Raw genomic sequence first — 24,704 nt, forward strand, 5'->3', positions numbered from 1 at the left:
AGCAGTATCCTTCAAATTTACTTTTAGATTTTTAAAGATACTGACCTTAATATTTACTCGGTTCTTCACGCCTGCTTGCGGTTGGTATGCAGTTTCTAGTTAGAGGAAAAATAAAAAATATGCTTACACGCATCTTTGCCAGTAACCCATTATTCTATTAATTACCGGACGGAAGACCGAAGTCGGAAGACCGATGTACCGGACATTTCAGTCTTTCTCTGTGTAAGGAAATGGAAATTTGTCAGTCATATTTTTTGCAATGTTCCGGTTATTGGCATACTTGACCAAATTGTCCAAGTCTTCAATTGCCCAAGGTCTAAGAATTATTTTCATTTACTCAATAATGTTTAGCATCATGACAAGGCTTGCAGATAGATACAAGCCACTCTACAGATTTTCAATATCGGGGGCCAAGTGGCGAAATTCATCAGGTACCAACGGATTGTCCAATACAAAAATACGCCTGCTTTTCAGGTTAAGTTGCTGAGTAATTTTGCCGTAATGCGCATTAAAAATGGCATCCAGTTTACCTGTAGAAATAATGCTTTGCAGACCCTCCTCTATCCTTTCGGCCAATTTTGGGAGGTCTGGATTAATATAAAATACAAGCGGAAAAGGATAGAAAAGCAATATATTTTGATCCATGATGAGGCCGTTGCGCTTGGATGCCCGGTTTTCATAGACTCCCAAAACCTCATTTGCCCCGAAAGTGCTGTAATCAAAGTGTTTGTTTTGAAGCCGATCAAAAATATCATCGAAGTTGCCTTTTTCAACCACATTAAAGACGTTGTGTCTGAAAACAGTTGCGTCACTCCAAGTCTCGGGAATGCCATGGGCAAGCTTTTGCAGCTCCTCTGACCGACTGATCCCGGCAAATAAACCAGCATCCTCTGCCCTTATAATCAGAAGCCGATATCCCAGCAGATTTTTTGTCAGTGGTTGAGGGATTACAATCATTTGGCCTTCCTTAAATTTTTGATTCCCGGCGACGGTCACAAACAGGTCATGGCCTTTCTCGGCAAATACAAGTGATTCTTGATTACCGGGATAATCTTCCAGGGTCTCCTCAATCTCACATTCCCCGCATGCTGCCTCAGTGGCTTCCAGAACGGCTTGTAATACCTGACGCTCATAAACCTGCCGGGCCTCAGACCTGTTTCCATTCCAAAATCTAACTGTTGTGGTTTTTTGTAGGTCTTGATCCATGGTTATTAGTAAATGGTTATCCGCATTTTTGCCAGTAACCCAATATTCGATAACAAACAGGTCGGAAGTCCGATGTCCGATGTACCGGACATTTCAGTTTCCTACCCAGAATTATATTGAATTATCATTTACTGGCATCATTACGTTCATACAAGGTTTAGTACTTATGTTTCCCTACAGTCCAGTTATCCTGTTTTAAATGTTTATCGCCTGACTCTATTGCCTCCTTTTCAAGTTCTGTACCCATAGAATCATTCCATCGATTTAAAAACCCAAAAAGAGCGATCACTCCAAGAATCTCTACAATCTCACCTTCATCCCAATACAATCTGAGTTTTTCGGCAACAGCATCATCCACTGCATTTGGAATCACTGAACTGGCAAATGCGAATTCGAGTGCAGCCCGTTCTTGTTCTGAAAACGCAGGATGTGTCCTGAATTCCCAAATATTTTTCAGCTTTTCTTCATCTGCGCCATATCGCTCAGCCGCCCTGATAGTATGTGCCTGACAATATCTGCATCCTGCCACATTACTGCTGATGTATCCAATAAGTCTTTTAAGTGAACTTGTAACCCTGCCCTTATTGTCCATTACTGCTTTGTTGAGTGCAATGAAAGCGTAGGCAATGGAAGGTCTGTGATACATCGTTTTAACACTGTTGGGGCAAAAGCCCAATGTTTCATTAAAAAACTGTATCAAATCCTGGAAGGCTTTATCTTCTTTTTCTGCTGAGGGGAGTACTAAAGGTCTTTTCATATTTTATGCGGCGTTTCCTTTTATGGGAATGATTTCATTAAGTTCTTTTTCCTTTACAATTTTTTCTTCTTCGAGATCATAATCATCTTGTAATCCTAACCAAAACTTTGCGCTGGTTCCGAAAAATTTGGCAAATCGTAATGCCATTTCAGCGGTGATTCTTCTGTTGCCCTTAATAATCTCTGAAATGCGGGCTTGTGGAATAAATGTTTCCTTCGCTAAACGGTATGCAGAAATCTCCATAGGTTTCAAGAATTCCTCAATTAAAATTTCACCTGGGTGTATATTTTCCAACTTTTCCATATTGTTTTGATTAATGGTAATCAACTATTTTAACATCATATGCATCATTATTTTTCCATTAAAAGATGATTCTCCATTGATTTAGTTGTTCTAATTCTCGTCCTTCTCATTGTCAAACAGTTCGTGCAACTTTTGTTGTAAAAGTTTCTTGTCGGGAAGTTGAGTTTTATATTTCTCTCAACAGTGTTGAGAGTTTTGGAAAGTCCTTGTAAGTCTCATAAAACTGCTTCATTCTCCATATATTCTTATCGGAGAAACCTTTAATTTCAGGTTCGTTGGTCTGCAAGTATTTGGCTAACTCTGACACAACAGAGTCGCCCCATTCTGATTTTTCAATTTTCTTGCTGATATATTCTCCAATATTCCAATAGAGGTTTATCAATTCAGCGTTTACGGCTCTTATTGCGTTTGTCCGAGATTGCTTTATGAGTTGAATTATGTCAGTAAAACGTTTATCCATTGTTCGTTCCTATATGCTACAAATTTATGATTATAAGTCATTTATTGTTTGATGCGCCTGGATTTATACTTTTGGTGCCAACGATTGTGCAAATATGGTTTTAAATCCCCAATGAGTCCCACAGCAACATGAGCAGTAATTCCGATCAATATCCATGAATAAGTTAATAGAAACATAGGAAGTAATACCGCCAATATCACAACAGCTTTTGTTTTACCAGTCCGTCTAGCGATATTGTAAATATGTATCAGGGAGTTTAGCAATAGGCTCAAACAAGGGTAGGAACATTGATTAACCTAAAACTTCCACCGCCATTTTCCTTGACCATAAACGCCATTCCTATCAAGTTATAACCCTGTTTCCGATGAATATAAAATCATGGATTTATGTCGTGTTTTTTTTGGTTTCTTTTGCCTGTGGCAATAAAAAAGAGGCTTCCCGTGGTGAATGGACGGTTTATCGTGGCGGAAAAGATGCCGCCCAATTCTCTGAATTGGATCAGATCAATGTGAAGAATATTCATTTGCTTGAGCCGGCCTGGATTTTTAATACCGGGGATGGCGGAGAGAAAACCACCATCGAATGCAATCCCATCATCATCGGCAAGACGATGTATATCACCTCTCCTGCTCTCGCCTTAATCGCTTTGGATGCTGCGACAGGGAAGGAACTTTGGAGATTTGATCCTTTTGCCGGTGAAACAGCGGTGGGCGTCAACCGAGGGGTAACCTACTTCAAAGACGGGGAGAAAGAAACCCTCTTTTTACCGGCCGGGAGCTATTTGTACGCGGTAAATGCCAAAACCGGAAAATTGCACGCTGATTTCGGAAATCAGGGCAAAATTGACTTACGGGAAAACATGGGAACGGATCCGGAAAGCCTTTCTATAGGATTGTCCACGCCGGGAATCATTTACCAAGACCTGATAATAGTAGGTTCTACCACCGGAGAGGGCTATACCGCTGCACCGGGACATGTTCGGGCCTTCAACGCCAAGACCGGTGAATTTGTCTGGATTTTTCATACAATCCCTCAAGAAAATCAATTTGGTCACGACACTTGGAATTGGATAGCAGGAGAAAATTACGGCGGGGCAAACAACTGGGGAGGAATGAGTCTGGATGAAAAAAAGGGTTGGGTGTTTGTTTCCACAGGTTCGGCTATATATGATTTCTATGGTGCCAACCGGCTTGGGGAAAATCTCTATGCCAATTCCATCATTGCACTGAATGCGGCCTCAGGGGAGAAAATCTGGCACTATCAGACAGTTCACCACGATTTATGGGATGTTGACCTTCCCTGTGCCCCGACCTTGATTTCCATCCCCTGGGAAGGAGGTTGGAAAGAGGCCCTGGCGCAGCCCACCAAAATGGGAGAACTGATCATCTTGGACAGAAATACCGGGGAGACACTTCTTTCCGCCGAAGAATCTCCGGTTCCCGGATCCAATGTTCCGGGAGAATTAGCCCATCCCACGCAAAAACTGAATCAGGGAATCCCTTTGGTCACTAGGGGATTGGACCCTGAAAAATTGACTGACATTTCCCCGGAATCCAATGAATTTGCACGAAAGGAACTGGCCAAGTATCGGATTGAAGGAATTTACACGCCGCCGAGTATGGAAGGAACCATCGCTTTCCCGGGACCTAGAGGGGGTGCGCTTTGGGGGGGTGCATCCTACGATTCCAAAAACAATATGATATATCTCAACCTCAACGAGATCCCCATGATCCTGCAATTGGCCAAAGTGGATTCAGAGGGAAGCTCACCAAAAGAAGCTTTAAGCGGCTATGGATTGTATATGACCAATTGCTCTAATTGTCATGGCACAGAAAGGCAAGGCATGATGGGTTCCTTCCCTGCATTGACAGGGATTGAAAACAGGCTGGACAAATCCCAAATCATTCAAATTCTGAGTAAAGGAAAAGGAGTTATGCCGGCTTTTCCTCAGTTCACAGAGGCAGAACTCGAGAAATTGGCCGCCTATCTACTGGAAGGAAAAACTGAGGAACTATCCCCTGACAGCCCAAAGTTCGGATTGGATAAATACGTACTTCAAGGATTCCGGATTTTTAATGACCAGGATGGGTTTCCTGCCAGCAAAGCCCCTTGGGGCACTTTGACAGCCGTAGATCTTGCCACCTTTTCGGTGAAATGGAAAGTCCCGTTGGGTTATTATCCCGCATTGCGCGAAAAAGGAATATCAGAAGATACCGGTACGATGACCTATGGTGGATGTGTAGCAACAGCAGGTGGATTGGTATTCGTAGGAGCTACAGCAGATGAGCTTTTCCGTGCTTTTGATGCCGACAGCGGAAAAGAACTTTGGTCTTACAAGCTCCCGGCCGGAGGATATGCTGTCCCCTCCGTGTATGAAGTGGATGGAAAACAGTATGTGGTCATCGCAGCCGGTGGTGGTAACCGAATGGGAACGCCTTCGGGAGATGCGTTTATTGCTTTTTCTTTGCCTGATGGGAAAGAATGATAAGTAAATGAATGCATCAATCAGGACTTACCGATAGCTATCGCCATTTAGGGCATTTCTCTAGGCAGCTAAATTTTATGCTTTTGGCTTTCTTTTTTTACTAGGCTAGTTTCCCAGCGAACAGGTCTTGATTTCTTTAGATACCCTATAATTATTTTTTCATTCCTTGGCTTCAATTTTTATTGTCCAAGAAATTGTTTTTAATTTTTCTTGAATCATTTTTAAAGTTTCCAAAACGGCTTCTTCTTTTGGTAATTCTCCATACACCAAGTTTTTAAAGTCACCGCTATAAATTGTTTTCAACTCACTCCATACATTTTCCAAGTCTTTGAAAACGAGTGCTTCATTAGGATGATGAATCAACCATTTATTGTTGTTTTTAAAACTTTTAACATCATCATTTGCTACTTTCAAAAGCATTTCATCAAAAGCTATTGAATGAAAGAATGCTAAAATTACATCTTGCTTAAGTAACTTATGCAAATCGTAAGTGTGTCTTATCTTTTTCTTTAAATCATCTATCGGATTTTCACCATAAGAAAAACGAACCAAGCTCATTATTTTTTCGCAAATGGTTCTAATGGGTCCTAATGCCAATAAGTCAAAAGGAAGTAACCCGTTTTCTTTGGCAATATCAGACTGACTATTATCCAACATCATTTGACCAACAAATGAAACGATACTTTTGGTGGTGTATGGTTCGTAATATCCCAGCCAAGTTGATTCCAAAATTATGAGATCTCTTACTTGTCCGTAATCGCCTTTAAATTCTTTTTTGTAGGAGTGTGCCGTTTTCCGGTTCATGCCCATTTTATGAGTAATACCTTCAATATGTACTTCGGGCAATACGGTTTCTACAACCGTGCTTATTGCTTTTAATTTAGATTTTAACTTGCTGTCTGTTTCTCCTTCATGTCTAAATACTATCAAATCAATGTCTTCGGAAAAGCGTTCTATCATATTGTAACACTTAGATAGTGCTGTTCCGCCCTTAAACACTGTGTCTTTGCCCACGCCAGATGGGTGATTGAAAATCGTAAACAAAGCATAGGTAACCCAATAGTCTTTTTCTACAAACTCGGGTGGGATATTCATTTGCTGTGCCGTAATCCTTACCGCATCTCCAAACAGTTGTGTATTTTGATGCAGTTTCATTCTATATTCCAGTTTTGAATGGTAGGCAACTCTGTTTCTTTTAAACTCAACTTCACTTTTGTAAGTGGGTTCAGACTTTGTTTTAGCTTTTTGGTATTTGCCTGTATGTTTAGATTTTCCAACATTGCACCTACTAATGCCCTTACCCGTGTGGGATAGAGCAAAGCATACTTCACCAAATCTGAAATCTGCTTTTCGTTCAGTTTGCTGATTTTACTGCTCAATATTTTTACAGCCTGACTCACCGGGCAATCGGGTATTCGCTTAATATCCTTAATGGCATCTAAAAATCCCAATAGTTCATAATTGGCTTCGGTTACTTCAGCATAACTCTTCACAGCATCTGCCTTTAATGCTCCTCTGTTAATAGAAATTCGTTTGCTGCGACTGGCTATTTTAATTCGAAAAGCCATTTGGGTAGTTAATCCCATTTGGTTGTATAGCGAATAACCTGTTTCGTAAGCGATACGTTTGCCGTTTTCAAATAAATAAGGCCGAAGTTGTTCGCTGTAATCGGGTTTTAGTTCTCCAAAAACGGTTTGCTCGGGTTTGTAAAAAACGCCTTTCGATATTTTTCTGATTATGCCTTTGGCTTGTAAACGTTCCAGAGCTTTGGCAGCAGTTTGATACTCCTCTTTGGCAATGCGTAAATCGGCATATCCAAAGGTTTTTCCTTCAGGTATCATATTTATTCTGGTTCGTATTTGCGATGACACGTTCATACTGCAAAGATAAATATATTTTCATAATGTCAAGTTTTCTGATCATAAAACTTGACATTTGATTTTGCCTGAACAACTCGGAAAATTCAATTAAAAATCTATATTTTTTCCTTTCAGATCCGTAGACCTTGCTACCTTTTCGGTGAAATGGAAAGTCCCGCTGGGCTACTATCCCGCACTGCGCGAAAAAGGAATATCAGAAGACACCGGCACGAATCCTTGCTTTCCTTTTCCCTCAAAACCTGCCTGTCAAACAGGTGGATGCTGCAAGTTCCAGTCTGTTGCTTTTTCATAGGCATGACCAATCCGGCACAACATTGCTTCTTCCAAAAAACCGCCGGAAAGCTGCATCGTGTAGGGAAGCCCCTTATCGGAGAATCCACAGGGAACGACCAATGCCGGGGTTCCCGCATAGTTATGAGGAAACGTAAAGAAAACAGGATGCTTCGTAGCGGAAGCCTCGAGGATTTCGGACAACACTTCATTCCAATGGGTAAGGGATTTGTACTGTAATCCTTCAGGAATAGCAAAGGGGCTGCCTGCGGCAGGGGAAAGCATGGCATCAACTTCGGAAAGCATGGCCCGAAAGGCTGTGCTGAAGGATTCCCGGATTTGCCGGATATCAGCAATCTCGGATGGATTCACCTGATTACCAATTTCTAGAAACTCCCGAAAATATGCTCCATATTCCTCTGACCTTGAAGGGAAATTTGCCTGATGGGCTTTGGCTGCCTCTGCTGCGCAAAGTAGGTTCCAGGTCTTTATAACTTCCGTAAGGTCCGGAACCTTTACCTCCACAATTTCAGCTCCCAGGCCCTCCAATACTTCTATGGCGCTCTCAATTGCACTGGCTAATCCCGGGTCCACACCATTCAGCGCATATTCGCGGTCAAATCCTATCCGAAGACCTGTGACACCTTTGTCAATATCTTTAAGCATATCCGGGACCGGTTCGCTTAGGGAGGTAGGATCGTTGGGATCCTCACCGGCAATCGCCTCAAGCATGATGGCAGCATCTGTGACACACCTGGTCATAGGTCCTACATGGTCAAGTGATTCTGCAAGAGGAAGCACGCCATGCCGACTGACTCGGCCATAGGAGGGTTTGAGGCCCACGATACCGTTTGCCATTGATGGAAAACGTATGGATCCTCCGGTGTCAGTGCCCAGTGATCCGAAACATAGTCCGGCAGCAGTGGCCACACCCGACCCACTGGACGATCCACCCGCCCACAAATCTTTCCCCCAGGGGTTATTCGGTATCTTGAAATCAGGGTGATATCCAACCATGCGCCTTCTGTAAGATTTAGTTTTCCCAGCAATACGGCGCCAGCAGCTTCCAGTTTGCTCACCACAGTAGCGTCAAAGTCGGGCACGAAGTCGCTTAATACCTTCAGCCCGCCTGTGGTAGCTACTCCTTTGGTGTAGCAAAGGTCTTTCACTGCAATTGGAACCCCATGCAAGAATCCGCGGTATTTTCCTGCTTCAAGTTCTTTGTCCAATTCCCTTGCCCTTTCCAAAGCTGTATTTTTCATTACAGTGAGAAAGCTGTGCAGGCTGGTATCTACCGTTTCAATCCGGTCGAGCATGAGTTGGGTAAGGGAAAAGGATGAAATCTCCTTTGATTTGATCATTTTAGAGATTTCAACAATCGTTTTGTAGTGTAAGGGTGATTCACCTTGTATGCCTATCCCTGATTGCTTATTATTGCATCCGATGGGAATAAATATGGCCAGGCTTCCTAAACCCATTTGACCAATAAATTTGCGTCTTGAAGTGGTTAGCATGATATCCTATTTATGCGTTGGAATTTTCAGTTTGGGTATAATCAGTTGCTGTGGATGAATTCCCAAATTTTTATTATAAATCAATAGTACACGAGCAATTAATTATCCAATTCATTACCCTCTGAATGAATTAAATTAGAAATGTATTTATCTCGTCATACACTTCTTCGGGCAATTGTTCAGGCAACCAATGTCCACAGAGTAAGCTAGGAAGCATACTACCTAGCAAAAGTCCTCCCGACTTAAGAAGGAATTCTCTTCTTTCGTTTTCAATATTCATGTTGTCAAACGTTAATAAATTTTTAAGTACAAATTACTTATATAAAAGTCGCTTACTTATCCCCATGGAGAATTCTTGTCAGTAATGTGTCAGCCTTTTGTTTGAGAACTACTTTGTCCTACCCTATGGCTGACAAGGTTTGTGCATATGGCGTATATATCAACAATATCAAGCTAATTATCTACACATCCAACATGTTCTGCGGGCTTTTCATTTGCTCACATGGATGTTCCGTCATCTTTCTGATATAGGAATTGAATTGTCTGTGGATTCGCAAACAAGGGCGTTGATGGCGGGGTTTGTGAAAAATGGTCTGTGGAGACACAGACCTTGACGAAAGAGACTGACCTTAGCAAAAAAGAAAAACAGGGAACAGTCCGTGAAGACACCGATCATTGCAGAAAGAAAATGGGAGAAGATGGATATAAACCTATAGTTTTAGTGAATACAAAAGCGTTGATGGGAAAATATTGATTTCCGTCAAAGACAACCGTCCCGGCATCCCCGATGCCATCAAAGAAAAAATCTTTCCGCCCTTTTCACTACGAAGTCCACTGCGCAGGGGACGGGACTGGGATTGAGTTTGTGCTATGATATTGTAAAAGTACATTCGGAGGAAATAAAGGTGCCAATCCCTCCTTATCGGCCGGCAGGTCCGCCTTCCGAACAGGCAGGCCTTCCTGCGGAAGAGGTAAATCATGAAGGCTCTGGAACAGAGTTGCTTATTGAACTGCCAATTGCCTAAATCCTTCTTTCCAGACGAAAATATGAACTCACTCATGAAGTCAAAAACAATGGTCTTGTTTTTCAAATTTCTACTATTTATCTTTTGGTTCTGATTGTTTTAATTACATCACCATAACCTCTGGATCTTCATGAGAAAAGTCTTTTTAGGATTGGCCTTATTCGCCCTCACCTTTTATTGCCATGCCCAGTCAAATGAAATAGAAGAATTAAGAAAACAAATTCAGGAACATACCGAACAGGATACGGCCAGGGTAAATCTCCTGATTAAAATCTCTTTCAGTACACCAACCATTCCAATCGAGGAAATAGAAAAAAATGCGGCCGAGGCGCTTTCACTTTCCCGCAAATTAAACTATGCCGAAGGAGAGGGATTTGCTCTGGCATTGCAATCAAGGTTAAACTTGATTAACAGGAACATGGAAACCTCCTTTGCCCAACTGAATCAGGCTGATTCCATTGCCAAAAAAACCAAAAATTTATTATTGCAATACAGAGTTAACTTTTACTTTATTTCCTACTATAATAGGATCAATGATTATAGGCAAGGACTTTCTTATGCCCTCCAAGCAGAAAAAGCCGCCCTGCAATTGGGTAATTTAGAATTGATAGAGACATCACAGCGTCAAATTGCCAATAGCTACACTATTTTGGGAGATTATGCGCAGGCTTTGGATTATAGCATGAAATCAGTTAAAAATGCAGAAAAACTGAATAGTCAGACACGCTTGTATAATGCCTGGAACGCCTTGGCACAAACATATACCCTGATAGGCGATTATGAAAAGTCAAATGAATATCTGCAAAAGCTGACCGATCTTCACAAACAGCTTGATTTTGGAAATGAAGAGTTAAAGGATCTTTATAACGGACTGGGTGAAAATTACCGACTGAATAAAAAATATCCTGAGGCGATAGAGCAATATAACCTAGGCTTAAATATCTCAACTACCTCAATAGACAGTTCTTTAATCCTAAGTAATCTGGCTGATGTTTATGTAAGGATGGATAATTTGCCTTTGGCATTTCAATATGGATATCAATCCCTTACAAAGGCCAAAAAATCTGGAAATAATACGATTGATGCCTGGATATTCGGAATTTTAGCACGTGCCCATGTGAAACAAAACAGGCCCGACAGTGCGCTTTTTTATGCAGACCAAGGATATAAACTTGGTGTCCAAACAGGATATATGGAGGATATACGGGACAATGCCAAGGTACTTGCTGATGCTTATGCGCTCAAGAATGATTTTAGAAATGCCTATGATTTTTATAAAACATACATCAGTTACAGGGACAGTATGACATCGGCAGAGGTGAGTAATAAAGCCTCAGTATTGGAGTATAATTTTGAAATTGAGAAAAAAGAAGATGAGATTGCCCTGCTGAGTGAACAGAAAAAATCCCAACAAAACTTCCTGATAAGTGCTTTGATTGTGCTAGGGCTAATTCTGATTACCGTTTTCTTATTGCTTCGAAATAACCGCCTTAAACAAAAAGCCAACCTATTACTGCAGCAACAAAAACAGGAAATCGACGAAAAAGCAAATGAGCTTGCTCTAAAAGCCAACGAACTTTCTGCAGTTAACCGGGTAAGCAATGCACTCGCATCTTATAGTTCTCTGGATGAAATCATTCATCTAGTCGGAGATCAAATGAAGGACCTATTCAAAGCAAACATTGTGTATCTGGCATTTTTGGATAAAAAGACCAATATGATCAACTTCCCTTACCAATACGGTGAGGAAATGCTTCCTCAAAAGATGGGAGAAGGCCTTACATCAAAAATAATTAGTAGCGGAAAACCGCTTTTGATCAACAAAGATATCGAGGAAGTAACTCTGCAGCTTGGTGCAAAAAGAATAGGGATTCCTTCTGCATCTTATTTGGGAGTGCCCATCTTTCGGGATAAGGAAGCCATTGGCGTCTTAAGTGTACAAAGCACTGAAACAGAAAACCGCTTTAATGAAAGTGACTCAAACTTACTTTCTACCATCGCCTCTTCAGTTGGAGTCGCTATCAACAAAGCACAGCTTTTCGAAGAAGTGGTAGCCGCCAAAAAATCTGCAGAACAGGCCAATGAGGCAAAAAGCGCCTTCCTTTCCACAGTCAGTCACGAACTCAGAACACCTCTTACTTCGGTATTGGGTTTTGCCAAAATCATCCAGAAAAGGCTGGAGGAAAAAATATTCCCCTTGATCGAGCAAAAAGATCCCAAAACAGAAAAGACCATCAACCAGGTTTCAGAGAATCTCAAGGTAGTCATTTCGGAAGGAGAGCGGCTTACCACACTGATCAATGATGTGCTGGATTTGGCAAAAATCGAGGCAGGAAAGATGGATTGGAGTCAGGAAGAGGTAGCTATGCCCGAAGTGGTGGAACGCGCAATTTCGGCAACCACAACTTTATTTGAGCAGAAAAATTTAAAACTGATCCGGGATATAGACCCAAATATCCCAACAATCACCGGAGATACCAACAAACTTATTCAGGTAGTTATCAACTTGATTTCCAATGCAGTCAAGTTTACAGACAAAGGCTCTGTCACTTGTAGGATAAAACAAGTTGGAAATGAAATTATCACCAGTATCTTGGATACCGGAATGGGGATTGCCAAAGAAGACTTTGGGGCCGTTTTTGAGCAGTTTAAGCAAATCGGAGGCGATACACTAACCGATAAACCAAAAGGGACAGGATTGGGACTCCCAATCTGCAAGGAAATTGTCGAACACTCCGGTGGCCGAATCTGGGTGGAAAGCGAAGTTGGAAAAGGAACAACATTTTCTTTTGCTATCCCTTTTGTAGAAAAAGAAAACCTCTCCACTTCAGCTGGACCGATTCACCTCAATGACTTGGTCAAACAGTTGAAGGAAAAGATGACTTTTTCAAAACTTAAAGATGTCGGTGCAAATGCCCACATTTTGATTGTGGATGATGAGGAATCCATCCGATCTCTTTTGCGTCAGGAGCTAACGGAGGCAGGATATTTAACCTCTGAGGCCAGCAATGGAAAAGAAGCCATAGAATCGATTAGGCAGCATCGTCCCGACCTGATCATTCTGGACATCATGATGCCCGAAATCAATGGTTTTGATGTTGCCGCTATTTTGAAAAATGATCCTCAGACAATGGACATTCCGATCATCATCTTGTCAATTGTCCAGGACAAAGCCCGGGGTTTCCGCATTGGTGTAGATCGCTATTTGACTAAACCGATTGATACTGCCCAGTTATTTGAGGATATCAGTGCACTATTGGAACAGGGCAAATCCAAAAGAAAAGTAATGGTGGTAGATGAGGACAGTGCAGCCATCCGGACATTAACAGAAGTCCTTCAAACCAAAGGCTATCATGTAGTCGAGTCTGACGGAAAGGAACTTGTGGAAAAGGCAATTGCCAATCAGCCGGATATTATCATACTCAATTCTATCCTCTCTGCGGATGAAGAAATAGTTCAGACCCTACGCTTTGAAAAGGGATTGGAAAATGTATTGTTTTTCATTTATCAATAATCAATAAAAGAATCTTTTAACCACTGGAAATAAATTGACTGAAGTATGTCACAAAAAATTTTAATCGTAGATGATGAGGCCCATATCCGCATGCTCATAGAGCAAACCCTAGAAGAATTGGAGGATGAAGGTGTGGAATTTTTTACCGCTGAAAATGGAGAAATGGCCTTGGAAGTGATCGGAGCAGAAAAACCGGACCTTATATTTTTAGATGTGATGATGCCCAAATTGAATGGGATGGAAGTTTGTCGCAGAGTCAAACAAGAAATGGGCTTTAAGGATATCTATATCGTTTTGCTAACAGCAAAGGGTCAGGAGTCGGATCGGCAAAAGGGTTTGGATGTAGGTGCTGACGTTTATATGACCAAACCTTTTGATCCTGAATTGCTTTTGGAAAAAGCGCGGGAAGTACTTGAATTAACCTAGGCATTTGGCTTAAAAGATCCTGATTTCAAAAAAACACATGGCAAAAGTATCGATAAAAGCATTATTTGGCAGGAATGAACCATTGATACCTTGGTTGGACGATTGGTGTGTTCAAAATCAGGCAAGTATTTGTATTACCGATGCTTCTGACAGGATAGTTTATGGCAGCAAAGAATTTCAGGATTTTAAACACACTGTTCCAATTGACTTTGAAAACACCAAACTTGCTACCGTTTACGGGAATAGCGAACTGATTCATCAGGTAGTTGGAGTTTTGGGAATGCTGATTTCCAAAGAGGGCGAAAAAAGGAAATTAGGGGCAGAAGTGCTGTATCTCTATCAGGAACTTAACATTATTTACACCTTCGCAGAAAATCTTGGGGAAGCTATATCCCTTGAAGCCATTGCAGAGATAACGCTCAGTCATTCTACCAATTCAATCCCTGCCAATGCAGGTGCAATTGTGTTCTTGGACGAATATCAGCGTAAATTAAGCGTACCGGCCATGTCTGGTGAAAAGCTGATTGATGCCCATATTTTGGAGAATAATTTTTCCTTATTGCTCAGGATTGGACTCAATGGCCAATCTGCAATCATCACCGATATCACTGAATTAAAGGAACGTGGGCTGATTGCAGAAAATGTAATGAGTATCATATACGCCACCCTAAAAGGCAAGGATCGAGTCCTTGGTGCAATCATTCTGGTAGGTACCCACACAGATCAATTTACTGCTGCACACTTAAAGCTCTTGGTGACTTTGGCTTTGCAATCCTCCTCATCCATAGAGTCGGCCTTACTGTTTGAGAAAAATATTCGGGAAATAAAGATGCGGGAAGAAGCCATACTTCGTATCAATGAGGTTATCAAAAAATTCGTCCCTAATGAGTTCATTTCCTCCCTAGGCAAAGAGAATATTACAGATGTCAGATTGGGGGATCAGATTGAAAAAATTGTTACTGTTTTATTTACAGATATCCGGGATTTCACCACGCTTTCTGAACGGATGAGTCCCGAGGAAAACTTCCGCTTTGTTTCTTCATTCAATGAAGTTTTAGGACCAATAATCAGACGCCATCACGGCTTCATTAACCAATACCTCGGGGATTCCATTATGGCCATTTTCCCTAATCAACCGGAAGATGCGTTATTGGCAGCAATTGAGATGCAAAGGGCTGTCAGACAGTTAAACCAGATAAGGATTCAAAATGGAGAGTTGCCCATCCATGCAGGCATTGGAATGCATACCGGATCGCTGATCATGGGAATTACCGGTGATGAACACCGATTGGATGCAGCCACTATCAGTGATACAGTAAATACAGCTGCCCGAATCGAAAGTCTGACCAAGTATTATAAATCCCCCTTATTACTCAGTGAGATTACCTTCAAAAGGATTCCAAATCCTTCAAAATTTATGTTTAGGCGTCTGGGAAAGGTTCTACTAAAGGGAAAAAACAATATACTGAGTGTGGTAGAATGTATGAATGGAATGGAAGAAGACTTTGCCGCCATAAGGAAACAAAATATGAGTGATTTTGATATGGCAATGGAACTGTATCAACAGGGTCAATTTGAACATTCCATACAATTTTTCAGCAAAGTTGTGGCCTCAGACGAAACAGATCATACTGTTAAAGTTTTTTTTGAAAAAGCCAAGAAATACCTTGCCGAAGGCCCACCTAAAAATTGGAATGGGGCTGAGGAAATGATATATAAATAGGTTTTTGGAATAGTCGATGACAGGTAGATTATGGATCATAGAGATCAGATTGGGGGCATCAAATTTACCACAAGCGGTGTAACCTACCTCACAATCCTCCAATACCCCATCACCTGCTTCCAGACTTTTGCAGGCCACCCAAAGTCGATGGCCTACAGGTTGGATCCGGCAAGAATCCTTGTTTTTTTTAGAGATCTAATGGTCAAAAATAGTTGGTAAAACACCTTCTAACAGTCTGATATTGAATTTATTACGAACACCTTATTGAAACTTGTTTCAATAAGGTTTTTTTGTTTCATGAAAACTTCAAAAAAAAAGGTGTTGGGCATGTGGTTTTCTTGACTCAATCAAGTGGGGAAAACAGGCAGGGAAGCAACGGTATAAGTGTAAAAATTGTGGAATTCTGTTTACCGGTTCCAACCCTTCGGTAGCCAAATCCAACCGGTTTGTGTGGTTTGAAAAATGGGTAGTCGGAAAGCGTACATTTGATCAATTGGTTACGGAGACAGGCCTGAGCAAGAGCACGATTCAGCGGCTCTTTAATAGGTATTTGAAAGAACCTCCTATGCTGAGTGTTTACCCTTCCGAGCGGGTAAATCTGCTCATTGACGGCACATATTTTACCAAGGATTTATGCCTGATTTTGTATCGGGACAACACCATCAAATTTACCCAGCTCTATCGTTTCAGCGATGGTGAACGATACGAAGAACTAAAAGAAGACCTGGAAAATCTGCTGATTCTTGGAGTTCAGATCGAATCAATTACCTGCGACGGACACCGGGCATTGCTCAGGGCAATCCGCGAAGTCTGCCCTCAGGTCACCCTTCAGCGATGTGTGATCCATGTGCAGCGAATGTGCAGAATCTGGCTTTCCAGCAATCCCAAGAGCATCTCCGGGCAGGAACTCCGAAAAATTGTCTCTACCATTCACCTTATCCAATCCAAACAGGAAGTCAGCTATTGGCTACTCGAACTGGCCAATTGGGATTCCCGGCACCATCAGTTTGTTCATGAAAAAACGGTCAATCCCATAACGGGAAAGTATTGGTATAAACACAAACTGCTGAGACGTTCCTTTTATGTATTGAAAAACTCTTTGCCGAATCTTTTTGCTTACCTGGATAATCCCAGGATCCCAAAATCAACCAACGGTCTGGAGTCTTTTTTCGGACATTTAAAAACCAATTTAAATATCCACCGCGGACTCTCAACAAGAAATAGAAAAAGCTTCTTGAGGTGGTATCTGTACTTCAAAAATTCAAGAAGAAAAGGTTTTCTTTAGCCATAGAACAAGAAGAATGAAGCATGGAAAAAGGCTCCTAAAAACGGAGCCCCTTCATTCCACTTGGCAGGATTTATTGCTGGTAAGTTGCTCCTCAGCAGAGCTTACGTCCTCTTCAAACCTGCGTGACATTATAATAAATTTTTCAGTAAAAGTCACCAACTATTTTTGACCACATTACCTTTTTAGATCCTTCTGAAATTCTAAAAAATCTCTCTTTTCAGGCAAAAAGTCAAAAATCTCGTCAATTGACCTTAAAATATCTTCAAGCCAAGTATTTATTTTGTTATCCATAAATGACCACTTTTGACTCGTCTATTTCCTTTCTGAAAAAAGAGTTTTTTATCCCACGTTCTTCTATTAAGTCGATTTTTCGTTTTAAAATCTGTTCTAATTTGTCTTTGAGCTGAAAATACAAATCCGTATATTTTATAGGATCATATTCATCAAAGTCAACCACGAAATCAATGTCAGAATCTGGAGAAAAGTCGTCAGTTAATACAGAGCCAAAAACCGAAAAGTTCTTAACTCTATATTCCTTGCAAAGTTGTTTGATTCGTTCAATATTTTTCTCTGAAATTTTCATCATTTATCTATCTTAATCACAAAGTTACTATTTTCCCGCGAGTTCTGTTTTGCATTTGCCACAGGTTTGCTTTCCACAATATATAGAGTAAAGCAGACCTTTCTGTCATGCTTTCCGCTATATCCTGTTAAGGGTTACTATAAAACTAAAAATATTTTTCAATTATCATACCTTCCAATAGGACTTTTGGTTTGCTGAATTAAAGAAGCTTTCAGCGGTATTAACCTAAAAGCAAGTGATAAAAAAGTTCGATCTTAAAATTGACTTGAGAATAGCTAAGAAAAAACTGTAACTTATAAACAGGAATTGAACTGTCTGTAAAGACATTAACCATAAAAAAACTCAACTTTCACCCATCTTCAATTTCCCTTTCCTTATAATTTTTTTGGCCTCAGCGCCTTTGATAACACCTTCTTTTTCATCTATCCACACAATTGCACCTGTGGGGCATCTTTGGATAGGGACTTGGGTTTGGTGGTTTTTCGAATAATCAATGACAGCCAGATTATGGACCATGGATATCAGATTGGGGGCATCCATAGCGCATTTGCCACAGGCGGTGCAACCTACCTCACAATCCTCCAATACCCCATCACCTGCATCCAGACTTTTGCAAGCCACCCATAATCTGTGGCTTATGGGATGAATGGAGAAAAGATCTTTGGGACAAACCTCGACACAATCTCCGCAGGCGGTGCATTTTGCCTCATCGACAACAGGAATACCAAAAGCATTCATACTGATGGCATCAAAATCACAGACTACCTCACAGTCTCCATGTCCCAAGCAGCCCCAGGAACAACCCTTACCCCCACCGGATATCAATGCCGCTCCCCTACAACTGCTCATTCCCTCGTAGTTGGCGCGGTTAATTGCCACATTAATCCCACCGGCACATGCAAGTCGCGCTACCCGTTTTTCTTCCGAACCTGCATCCACTCCCAAATACGATGCGATTTCTTTTCTACCTTCTTCACTGCTTACGGTACATTTTCCGGGCAATGTTTCTTCTTTCACCAATGCTTCCGCAAAAGGCCTGCAACCAGGATAGCCACAGGCACCGCAGTTGGCATGGGGAAGCATTCCTTCCACCACATCAATCCTCGGATCTTCATAGACATAGAGTTTCTTATTGGCAATGATCAGCATCAATGCCAAGAGAAGCGTCAGTCCGCCGAGTGCAAGTAAAGCGATTAGTATTGTCATGGGGAGCCTTGTTTTTTCACTTCGTTATTCTATATTCTTTATTCGGTGTTCGATATTTTTAATGTCCGATGTCGGATGACCGATGACGGATGTTGCGTTATTATTTACATCTGTCCTTCAATTGATTTAACATGACACTTTTTCCATCAATAGAGATTCCCCGAATCCCGATAGCTATCGGGACGGGGCAGGCATTCACTTCGCTATAGAGTTGGTTTTCAATTTCAAACTTTACCAAAGCTCGTTCAGAATGACGCACGCTATTTTCAACCCATTTTTGTAGCTAGCTTCCGTCTCCTGTCTTCTGTCTTCCGTCAAATTAACTTCGGTCATCCGACATCAGACATCGGTCATCGGTCATCTAACATCGGTCTTTCTCAATAAATCACCTCCGCCCACTTCTTCCCCGCTATCAATTCCGCTTTGCGGTTGTCCCATTTTTCTTTTGAACCCATGATGTTGATAAAAGCCTTGTTGAGGTTTTCTTTTACTTTTTCATAGCCCGCAATGTAAATGTAGGTATTGGAATAGTTCAGCAGCTCCAGAATTTCCTCTGCCCTTTCCTCAATGGCAGCATCCAAGGAAATCGGATCTTCCCAATGTGGCCTGGGACTCAAGGCATGAAAAGCTTCAAATGTAGCTTCATCGTAATAATTGGTTAGGTCTCCGTCCTTATCATTGAGATACAGGAGTTCCAATCCGCTTTTGGCCCCATAAAACAACCTGATTTTTCCTTTCCAGTCTCCTACCTCGCTGTAAATGTGCTTGACAAATGCACGGAATGGCGCGATGCCTGTTCCCATGCCTATCAATATCAGGTTGGAGTTTTTATCTTCAGGAACTTTAAATGGCAATTCAAAGGGTCCTGTAATGGTAATTTCATCTCCTACTTGGCGGTCGCAGAGGTAGTTTGAACTCACGCCATGATACAGTTCCCCGCTGAAATCATCCACATAGGAACAGCGTTTGACCAACATGGTGATATTGGCATTGCCGTTTTTGGTTTCAGGTAGATCGGCCACACTGTATAGGCGATGGTGAAACTCGTTGCCAAATTCACTTTTATGTTCCACGAGGACACCAAAACTTTGGTCCACCTTACACTTGAATTCAGGACTTCCAACTTCAAGTACAATCTCGCGTATTTCTTCAGTATTTGCAGGTGTAAGACGCTTGGTTTTTTTCACCTTGGCCTTGTATTGCTGCTTTGTATTGAGGTCTGATAGATAGGACATTGTTGTGCTATTTAGATGTTGATGTTATTTTTTAAGTAATTCTGGTTAGAAGACGGGAGACCGAAGACGGAAGACGGAAGACGGAAGGGGAGACTTTGTGCTATTTTTCCTTTTTGCACACTTTCACACAACCACAGTTGCCACAGCTTCTTCTTTCGGCAAGAACATCCTCATCGGAGATGTTTTCCGAAAATGTTTCCCTCCACCGGGACTGAACCCAGACCCAAGCGAGCATCATGACGACTATCGCCCCGATTCCAATTATATATGTCATTAATGTTTCCATTTCAATGTGTTATTAATATGGTTATACACTTTCTTGCCAGTAGCCTTAAATTCATTTGCAAACGGGACGGAAGACCGAAGTCGGAAGACCGAAGTATCGTCAATTTTAGGATCTTTCCGAGAATTGTTTTGAGTTACCGTTTTACTCCTAAAATTGCTCATATCCATAATTATTAATCCTATTTTGTCAACTTAATTCTTTGGGGTAGAAACCTGACAGGTTTTTACATTTCAATGATTTTACTAATGCTTTCTATTCTTTAAACCTGTCAGGTTTATTTTAACCTAATCCGGAAAATCCCATAAATGTCAGCGACAGTATTCCTGCAATCAGCAATGTAATGGCGGTGCCTTTCACCACATTGGGCACCTCAGCAAATCCCAACTGCTCCCTGATACCTGCCATCAATAGTAGGGCAAGGGTAAAACCTACACCTGCACCAAGGGCATACACCAGACTTTGGGAAAGATCATATCCCTTGTTGGTTTGGAACAAAGCCAAACCCAAAATGGCACAGTTGGTGGTAATCAGTGGAAGGAAAATCCCCAAAGCCCTGAACAAAGCCGGACTCATTTTCTTGATAAACATCTCCACCAATTGTACCGTGGAAGCAATCACGACGATATAGCTGATCAATTGTAGAAATGGGGCATTGATGGCCACCAACAAGGCATGTATGCCATAAGCACAAACCGAACTGATCAGCATCACAAAGGTCACTGCCCCGCCCATTTTGCTGGCAGTTTCCATTTTTCCGGAAACACCCATAAAAGGACAGATGCCCAGGAAATAGGCCAAAACGAAGTTATTGACCAAACTGGCATTGATAAATATGCTCCAATAGGATTCCGTGTTCATGCCTTTGCTTTTTTAATTTTGTAGAAATTGAACAGTACGAGCCAAAGTGCTAAAGTGAAAAACCCTCCAGCTGGTAATATCATGATGATCCATGCCTGAAATGAATCGGGAAAGAGGGATATGTCAAAGAAGGTCCCGTTACCGAGAATTTCACGGACCGCACCCAAGCAAAACAGAGCAAAGACAAAGCCCAGACCCATTCCCAGAGCATCCATAATGGATTTTCCAATGGTATTTTTGGATGCAAAAGCTTCTGCCCTGCTCAAGATCAGGCAGTTGACGACAATCAGGGAAATAAAGGCTCCGAGATTTTTGTGCAAATCCACACTGATGGCCTGAATGGCATAATCCACAACGGTCACAAATGTGGCAATGATCAAAATATAGGAGGCAATACGTACCTGTTTGGGTATGAAATTACGCAAGGATGCCACCAGGACATTCGACATCAGCAGAACAAACGCTGTGGCCAATCCCATGGCAAGGGCATTCATTGCCGTATTGGAAACTGCCAAAACAGGACACATGCCCAACACCTGCACAAAAACAGGATTGTCCCGCCAAAGTCCTTTGATAAATTCATCAGTGGAGCTTGGCACAGCTTTAATTTCCGGATTTTTTGTTATTCCTGCGCTCATTTTTAATCTGTATTGACTTTGAAACTATCCCTTTGATGATAAATCAAGGGAACCATGGTTGCGGTACTTTCACCCAAAATATTCCCGATAGTCCGTGAAGAAATTGTCGCTCCTGTAATTCCTTCCACCTCCCAGGGTTGGGTCTTACCACCTTGTTTGACCGGTATAACTTTATTTTCCAATTGGGTCAAATCAGCATTGAGTTGGACAGCCAATGCTTTGAAATTTGCCAGGAAATTTTCCTCCTTTTCAATCTTATCACCTAATCCGGGTGTCTCTTTACTTTCAAGTACATAAAACCCCACGACTGTTTGCGTAGATGGATCGTATCCATATAAAATGCGGATGACATCCGCATAACCCTGTCCACTTGCTTCAATAGCCACTCCTTTGAAATTATCTTTTTCATCAAAGCCTGCATAAACCACCGTCTTGGTTCGGTCCAAGCCATCCGAAGGAACAAAAGTCCCCTCTGCTGTCAATTCATAAATCCTCGTTTTTGTGATTCCGGGCAGAACATTGAAAACTGCTTTCTCCAATGCTTCCGCTTTGAGGGTATCAATTCTTTCTTTGGTGCCCTCATAAGTCAAAACAATCATTAAAGCACAGAAAACGCCGATCCCTACCATGGCTATCAGCATTTTTTTGCTGCCTCCAGTTGCTTCTGTTTGAATGGTTTTATTGGTACTCATGACATTGCTTTTTTAGTCCCATATACTTTAGGCCTGATCAAACTATCAATCTGTGGCGTAAGGGCATTTCCCAACAAAATGGCGTACATCACCCCTTCCGGAAGACCTCCCCAGATTCGGATGACTACCACCAATACTCCGATAAATATTCCATAAATGACTATTCCCAAAGGTGTGATGGGTGAGCCTACCATATCGGTAGCCATAAACACAGCCCCAAGCATCAGTCCTCCTGAGAAGAGCATGAACGTCGGTGAAGGGTAAATTTGGCTATCAACGAGATACAGGATGCCGCTCAAAACAAAAACCGTCAACAGAATTGTAACCGGAATTCTCCAGTTCATCATTTTCTTATAAATCAGATAAATACCGCCCAAGGCTATCAACCAGGAGCAGGTTTCCCCGGTAGATCCACTGATCAATCCCAAGGCTAGGTCTGCACTGTCTGTAGTGATATGGTCAAACTTGAATGCAGAAAGGGGCGTTGCACCGGAGATTCCGTCCACAACTGGTGTTGCAAAAGGGAATGCCAAAACAGATTTGGAAATGCTGACAAAGCGATCTTCCAAAAAGGCTGGATGCCAAGTGGTGATGGCCACAGGAAATGCGGCCTGCAAGATGGCCCTGCCCACCAAGGCAGGATTAAAGGCATTATAGCCCAAGCCTCCAAAGACAAATTTGCCCAAAGCAATGGCCATGACTCCGCCCAGGAAAGTCATCCAAAGCGGAAATATCGGTGGCAAAGTCAATCCCAATAGAAGTCCGGTAATGATTGCCGACCAATCCGAAACTGTACTTTCCTGATTTGACCACCTGCACAACAGGTGTTCGGTCATCACAGCTGAAATTACTGCGGTAATAATAACCAGCAAGGCATTGATTCCAAAAGCATAGACTGAAAACAAAGCAACAGGTATCAGGGCATAGACCACGTTTTTCATAATCATGTCCGTGGACACACCTTTGTTGATGTGGGGAGAGGTGCTGATATGAAGGGTCTTGCTAAGCATTTGTTTTCGGTTGTTTAGCTGAATTTCTTTTTCTGACTATTCCTTTGGAAAGGCGGAAATACTGCACCAAAGGAATGTTTGAAGGACAGACATAGGAACATGAACCACATTCGAAGCAGTCCATTAAGTTGAATTCCTCCGCCATGGTATCATAGGCTTCAAATTTTGCCAAAATTCCAAGCCTTGATGGATTCAGAAAAATGGGACAGGCATCAACACAAGCACCACATTTGATGCAGGGATAAATTTTATCCACCTTCCGTACCTCATTATCTCCAAAGACAACGATACCTGAAGTTCCTTTCACGATAGAGATATCCAAACTTGATGCGGATACACCCATCATAGGACCTCCCATATATACCTCGCTTATATTTTCTACAGCACCGACCTGTTCCAGCACATAGCGCAATGGTGTTCCAATGGGAATCAGGTAATTGCCTTTTTTCTTGACACCGGGTCCGGTGATGGTAATCACTCTTTCCTGTATGCCCTGTCCATGTGGCAATAGTCTCCCGATTTCGGCAGTTGTCGCGACATTCACCACTACAGCATTGACTTCAATGGGCAATCCTCCCGAAGGAACTTCTTTGCCCAACAAAGCCGTTATCAGCATTTTCTCTGCACCCTGTGGGTATTTCACCGGAACGACCTGTACTTTGACAGGCAAATCGGTAGGGACTTTAGATGAAAGATGATCAGCGGCATCTTGCTTATTGGCCTCAATTCCAATAATGACTTCCTTGGCACCTGTCACTTTCAATAAATACCTGATTCCTGTGAAAATATCATCCGCTTGTTCCAACATAACCCGATGATCTGTAGTCAGATAGGGTTCACATTCAATTCCGTTTATAATAAGGTAGTCACAGGTTTTTCCTTCCGGAATTTTAAGTTTGACATGGGTAGGGAAAGCAGCGCCTCCCAAACCCACAATTCCCGCATCCTGAATACCTTTCAGAATTTCCTCGGGACTTGCGTCTAAGGATATTGGATTGCCTTCCACTACCTCCTGCCCTGAATAAGGAAATGGCTCCAGATAAATTCCCGGGGAAGTTTGGCCGGAAATAAGCGGAACATTACCAATTTTTCTGATTTTACCCGATACCGGGGAATGCATGGGCACAGACATGTATCCATTCGCTTTTGCCAGCAATTGTCCTCGGGATACCTCCTGCCCTTCCCTGACAATAATCTGAGAAGGGTTTCCAATATGTTGCTGCATAGGCAAAATAATAAGAGGGGCAAATGGAAACTGCCTGATGGGCAGTCCATTTGTCTTTTCCTTGTTTTCAGGCGGATGGACACCGTGTTTAAAGGTATTTTTCAGTGAGGTCAGCACGGT

Annotated in this window: 24 protein-coding genes and 1 pseudogene; 7 read left to right on the forward strand and 18 right to left on the reverse strand. The window is 42.0% G+C overall.

All coding sequences use genetic code 11. The annotated features are described in order from the left end of the window. Window positions 1–207 precede the first annotated feature (207 nt). The 5 genes from B9A52_RS26075 to B9A52_RS04020 form a co-directional block, all read right to left on the reverse strand. Entirely contained in the window at window positions 208–333 is a 126-nt protein-coding gene (locus B9A52_RS26075) for a GNAT family N-acetyltransferase (protein WP_231955473.1), read from the reverse strand. A 54-nt stretch (window positions 334–387) separates the two neighbouring features. Continuing rightward, complete coding sequence (locus B9A52_RS04005) at window positions 388–1,206, reverse strand: type 2 periplasmic-binding domain-containing protein (RefSeq protein ID WP_197687268.1); 819 nt, start codon at window positions 1,204–1,206, stop codon at window positions 388–390. 157 nt (window positions 1,207–1,363) lie between these two features. Continuing rightward, on the reverse strand, window positions 1,364–1,963 hold the full coding sequence (locus B9A52_RS04010; protein WP_084119097.1) for a carboxymuconolactone decarboxylase family protein: 600 nt from the start codon (window positions 1,961–1,963) through the stop codon (window positions 1,364–1,366). A 3-nt stretch (window positions 1,964–1,966) separates the two neighbouring features. Then, window positions 1,967–2,266, reverse strand: a complete 300-nt coding sequence (locus B9A52_RS04015) for a HigA family addiction module antitoxin (RefSeq protein WP_084123377.1) — start codon at window positions 2,264–2,266, stop codon at window positions 1,967–1,969. Between the two features lie 166 nt (window positions 2,267–2,432). After that, a complete protein-coding gene (locus tag B9A52_RS04020; protein ID WP_262483144.1) occupies window positions 2,433–2,726 on the reverse strand; it encodes a DUF1016 N-terminal domain-containing protein in 294 nt (97 codons plus the stop codon). 364 nt (window positions 2,727–3,090) lie between these two features. On the opposite strand from B9A52_RS04020, the gene B9A52_RS04025 reads away from it, so the two are divergent. Beyond that, window positions 3,091–5,211, forward strand: coding sequence for an outer membrane protein assembly factor BamB family protein (locus B9A52_RS04025; RefSeq protein ID WP_084119098.1), 2,121 nt, complete (start codon window positions 3,091–3,093; stop codon window positions 5,209–5,211). A gap of 159 nt (window positions 5,212–5,370) precedes the next feature. On the opposite strand, the gene B9A52_RS04030 is transcribed toward B9A52_RS04025, so the two are convergent. The 4 genes and pseudogenes from B9A52_RS04030 to B9A52_RS26445 form a co-directional block, all read right to left on the reverse strand. After that, a complete protein-coding gene (locus B9A52_RS04030) occupies window positions 5,371–6,366 on the reverse strand; it encodes a nucleotidyl transferase AbiEii/AbiGii toxin family protein (RefSeq protein WP_084119099.1) in 996 nt (331 codons plus the stop codon). Next, window positions 6,363–7,052, reverse strand: a complete 690-nt coding sequence (locus tag B9A52_RS04035; RefSeq protein WP_231955477.1) for a DUF6088 family protein — start codon at window positions 7,050–7,052, stop codon at window positions 6,363–6,365. Before B9A52_RS04035 ends, B9A52_RS04030 begins: the two co-directional genes overlap by 4 nt. Before the next feature lie 285 nt (window positions 7,053–7,337). Beyond that, a complete protein-coding gene (locus B9A52_RS04040) occupies window positions 7,338–8,378 on the reverse strand; it encodes an amidase (protein WP_084119101.1) in 1,041 nt (346 codons plus the stop codon). Window positions 8,379–8,386: 8 nt separating this feature from the next. Continuing rightward, window positions 8,387–8,875, reverse strand: a pseudogene (locus B9A52_RS26445) (amidase family protein); the annotation flags it as partial. A 595-nt stretch (window positions 8,876–9,470) separates the two neighbouring features. Here B9A52_RS26445 and B9A52_RS25825 point away from each other — a divergent pair. The 6 genes from B9A52_RS25825 to B9A52_RS04070 all read left to right on the forward strand — a co-directional run bounded on the left by B9A52_RS25825 (window position 9,471) and on the right by B9A52_RS04070 (window position 16,848). After that, on the forward strand, window positions 9,471–9,629 hold the full coding sequence (locus B9A52_RS25825; protein ID WP_172805161.1) for a hypothetical protein: 159 nt from the start codon (window positions 9,471–9,473) through the stop codon (window positions 9,627–9,629). Between the two features lie 401 nt (window positions 9,630–10,030). Continuing rightward, the gene (locus B9A52_RS04050; protein WP_084119103.1) at window positions 10,031–13,414 is read left to right on the forward strand and encodes a response regulator; all 3,384 of its coding nucleotides are present in this window, start codon (window positions 10,031–10,033) and stop codon (window positions 13,412–13,414) included. Window positions 13,415–13,459: 45 nt separating this feature from the next. Continuing rightward, window positions 13,460–13,840: a response regulator transcription factor gene (locus tag B9A52_RS04055; protein WP_084119104.1), complete on the forward strand. Its 381-nt coding sequence runs from the start codon at window positions 13,460–13,462 to the stop codon at window positions 13,838–13,840. Between the two features lie 37 nt (window positions 13,841–13,877). Further along, the gene (locus B9A52_RS04060; protein ID WP_084119105.1) at window positions 13,878–15,563 is read left to right on the forward strand and encodes an adenylate/guanylate cyclase domain-containing protein; all 1,686 of its coding nucleotides are present in this window, start codon (window positions 13,878–13,880) and stop codon (window positions 15,561–15,563) included. A 30-nt stretch (window positions 15,564–15,593) separates the two neighbouring features. Next, window positions 15,594–15,782, forward strand: a complete 189-nt coding sequence (locus B9A52_RS04065; RefSeq protein WP_084119106.1) for a hypothetical protein — start codon at window positions 15,594–15,596, stop codon at window positions 15,780–15,782. Between the two features lie 127 nt (window positions 15,783–15,909). After that, window positions 15,910–16,848, forward strand: a complete 939-nt coding sequence (locus tag B9A52_RS04070; RefSeq protein ID WP_084119107.1) for an IS256 family transposase, variant Zn-binding type — start codon at window positions 15,910–15,912, stop codon at window positions 16,846–16,848. Between the two features lie 286 nt (window positions 16,849–17,134). On the opposite strand, the gene B9A52_RS04080 is transcribed toward B9A52_RS04070, so the two are convergent. The 9 genes from B9A52_RS04080 to rsxC form a co-directional block, all read right to left on the reverse strand. Next, window positions 17,135–17,437, reverse strand: coding sequence for a nucleotidyltransferase family protein (locus B9A52_RS04080; RefSeq protein WP_231955479.1), 303 nt, complete (start codon window positions 17,435–17,437; stop codon window positions 17,135–17,137). 339 nt (window positions 17,438–17,776) lie between these two features. Next, a complete protein-coding gene (locus B9A52_RS04085; protein ID WP_084119108.1) occupies window positions 17,777–18,640 on the reverse strand; it encodes an RnfABCDGE type electron transport complex subunit B in 864 nt (287 codons plus the stop codon). 377 nt (window positions 18,641–19,017) lie between these two features. Beyond that, window positions 19,018–19,875 (reverse strand): ferredoxin reductase domain-containing protein, encoded by an 858-nt coding sequence (locus B9A52_RS04090; protein ID WP_084119109.1) that lies wholly within the window; start codon window positions 19,873–19,875, stop codon window positions 19,018–19,020. 100 nt (window positions 19,876–19,975) lie between these two features. Next, a complete protein-coding gene (locus B9A52_RS25385; protein WP_157370064.1) occupies window positions 19,976–20,149 on the reverse strand; it encodes a hypothetical protein in 174 nt (57 codons plus the stop codon). Between the two features lie 291 nt (window positions 20,150–20,440). Further along, window positions 20,441–21,019, reverse strand: a complete 579-nt coding sequence (locus B9A52_RS04100) for an electron transport complex protein RnfA (protein ID WP_084119111.1) — start codon at window positions 21,017–21,019, stop codon at window positions 20,441–20,443. After that, window positions 21,016–21,657, reverse strand: a complete 642-nt coding sequence (rsxE, locus tag B9A52_RS04105) for an electron transport complex subunit RsxE (RefSeq protein WP_084119112.1) — start codon at window positions 21,655–21,657, stop codon at window positions 21,016–21,018. The genes B9A52_RS04100 and rsxE overlap by 4 nt, the downstream gene beginning before the upstream one ends. A gap of 2 nt (window positions 21,658–21,659) precedes the next feature. Further along, the gene (locus tag B9A52_RS04110) at window positions 21,660–22,349 is read right to left on the reverse strand and encodes an FMN-binding protein (protein WP_084119113.1); all 690 of its coding nucleotides are present in this window, start codon (window positions 22,347–22,349) and stop codon (window positions 21,660–21,662) included. Then, entirely contained in the window at window positions 22,346–23,359 is a 1,014-nt protein-coding gene (locus B9A52_RS04115) for an RnfABCDGE type electron transport complex subunit D (RefSeq protein WP_084119114.1), read from the reverse strand. Before B9A52_RS04115 ends, B9A52_RS04110 begins: the two co-directional genes overlap by 4 nt. Further along, window positions 23,352–24,701: an electron transport complex subunit RsxC gene (gene rsxC, locus B9A52_RS04120; RefSeq protein WP_084119115.1), complete on the reverse strand. Its 1,350-nt coding sequence runs from the start codon at window positions 24,699–24,701 to the stop codon at window positions 23,352–23,354. The genes B9A52_RS04115 and rsxC overlap by 8 nt, the downstream gene beginning before the upstream one ends. Between the last annotated feature and the right edge of the window lie 3 nt (window positions 24,702–24,704).

The sequence above is a fragment of the Aquiflexum balticum DSM 16537 genome (genome assembly GCF_900176595.1).
GTDB lineage: Bacteria > Bacteroidota > Bacteroidia > Cytophagales > Cyclobacteriaceae > Aquiflexum > Aquiflexum balticum.

Excerpts from the sequence above, each read along its gene's own strand:
- B9A52_RS26075 (WP_231955473.1), bottom strand. The coding sequence starts at position 333 with ATGAAAATAATTCTTAGACCTTGGGCAATTGAAGACTTGGACAATTTG.
- B9A52_RS04005 (WP_197687268.1), bottom strand. The coding sequence starts at position 1,206 with ATGGATCAAGACCTACAAAAAACCACAACAGTTAGATTTTGGAATGGA.
- B9A52_RS04010 (WP_084119097.1), bottom strand. The coding sequence starts at position 1,963 with ATGAAAAGACCTTTAGTACTCCCCTCAGCAGAAAAAGAAGATAAAGCC.
- B9A52_RS04015 (WP_084123377.1), bottom strand. The coding sequence starts at position 2,266 with ATGGAAAAGTTGGAAAATATACACCCAGGTGAAATTTTAATTGAGGAA.
- B9A52_RS04020 (WP_262483144.1), bottom strand. The coding sequence starts at position 2,726 with ATGGATAAACGTTTTACTGACATAATTCAACTCATAAAGCAATCTCGG.
- B9A52_RS04025 (WP_084119098.1), top strand. The coding sequence starts at position 3,091 with ATGAATATAAAATCATGGATTTATGTCGTGTTTTTTTTGGTTTCTTTT.
- B9A52_RS04030 (WP_084119099.1), bottom strand. The coding sequence starts at position 6,366 with ATGAAACTGCATCAAAATACACAACTGTTTGGAGATGCGGTAAGGATT.
- B9A52_RS04035 (WP_231955477.1), bottom strand. The coding sequence starts at position 7,052 with ATGATACCTGAAGGAAAAACCTTTGGATATGCCGATTTACGCATTGCC.
- B9A52_RS04040 (WP_084119101.1), bottom strand. The coding sequence starts at position 8,378 with ATGGTTGGATATCACCCTGATTTCAAGATACCGAATAACCCCTGGGGG.
- B9A52_RS04050 (WP_084119103.1), top strand. The coding sequence starts at position 10,031 with ATGAGAAAAGTCTTTTTAGGATTGGCCTTATTCGCCCTCACCTTTTAT.
- B9A52_RS04055 (WP_084119104.1), top strand. The coding sequence starts at position 13,460 with ATGTCACAAAAAATTTTAATCGTAGATGATGAGGCCCATATCCGCATG.
- B9A52_RS04060 (WP_084119105.1), top strand. The coding sequence starts at position 13,878 with ATGGCAAAAGTATCGATAAAAGCATTATTTGGCAGGAATGAACCATTG.
- B9A52_RS04065 (WP_084119106.1), top strand. The coding sequence starts at position 15,594 with ATGGATCATAGAGATCAGATTGGGGGCATCAAATTTACCACAAGCGGT.
- B9A52_RS04080 (WP_231955479.1), bottom strand. The coding sequence starts at position 17,437 with ATGATGAAAATTTCAGAGAAAAATATTGAACGAATCAAACAACTTTGC.
- B9A52_RS04085 (WP_084119108.1), bottom strand. The coding sequence starts at position 18,640 with ATGACAATACTAATCGCTTTACTTGCACTCGGCGGACTGACGCTTCTC.
- B9A52_RS04090 (WP_084119109.1), bottom strand. The coding sequence starts at position 19,875 with ATGTCCTATCTATCAGACCTCAATACAAAGCAGCAATACAAGGCCAAG.
- B9A52_RS25385 (WP_157370064.1), bottom strand. The coding sequence starts at position 20,149 with ATGACATATATAATTGGAATCGGGGCGATAGTCGTCATGATGCTCGCT.
- B9A52_RS04100 (WP_084119111.1), bottom strand. The coding sequence starts at position 21,019 with ATGAACACGGAATCCTATTGGAGCATATTTATCAATGCCAGTTTGGTC.
- rsxE (WP_084119112.1), bottom strand. The coding sequence starts at position 21,657 with ATGAGCGCAGGAATAACAAAAAATCCGGAAATTAAAGCTGTGCCAAGC.
- B9A52_RS04110 (WP_084119113.1), bottom strand. The coding sequence starts at position 22,349 with ATGAGTACCAATAAAACCATTCAAACAGAAGCAACTGGAGGCAGCAAA.
- B9A52_RS04115 (WP_084119114.1), bottom strand. The coding sequence starts at position 23,359 with ATGCTTAGCAAGACCCTTCATATCAGCACCTCTCCCCACATCAACAAA.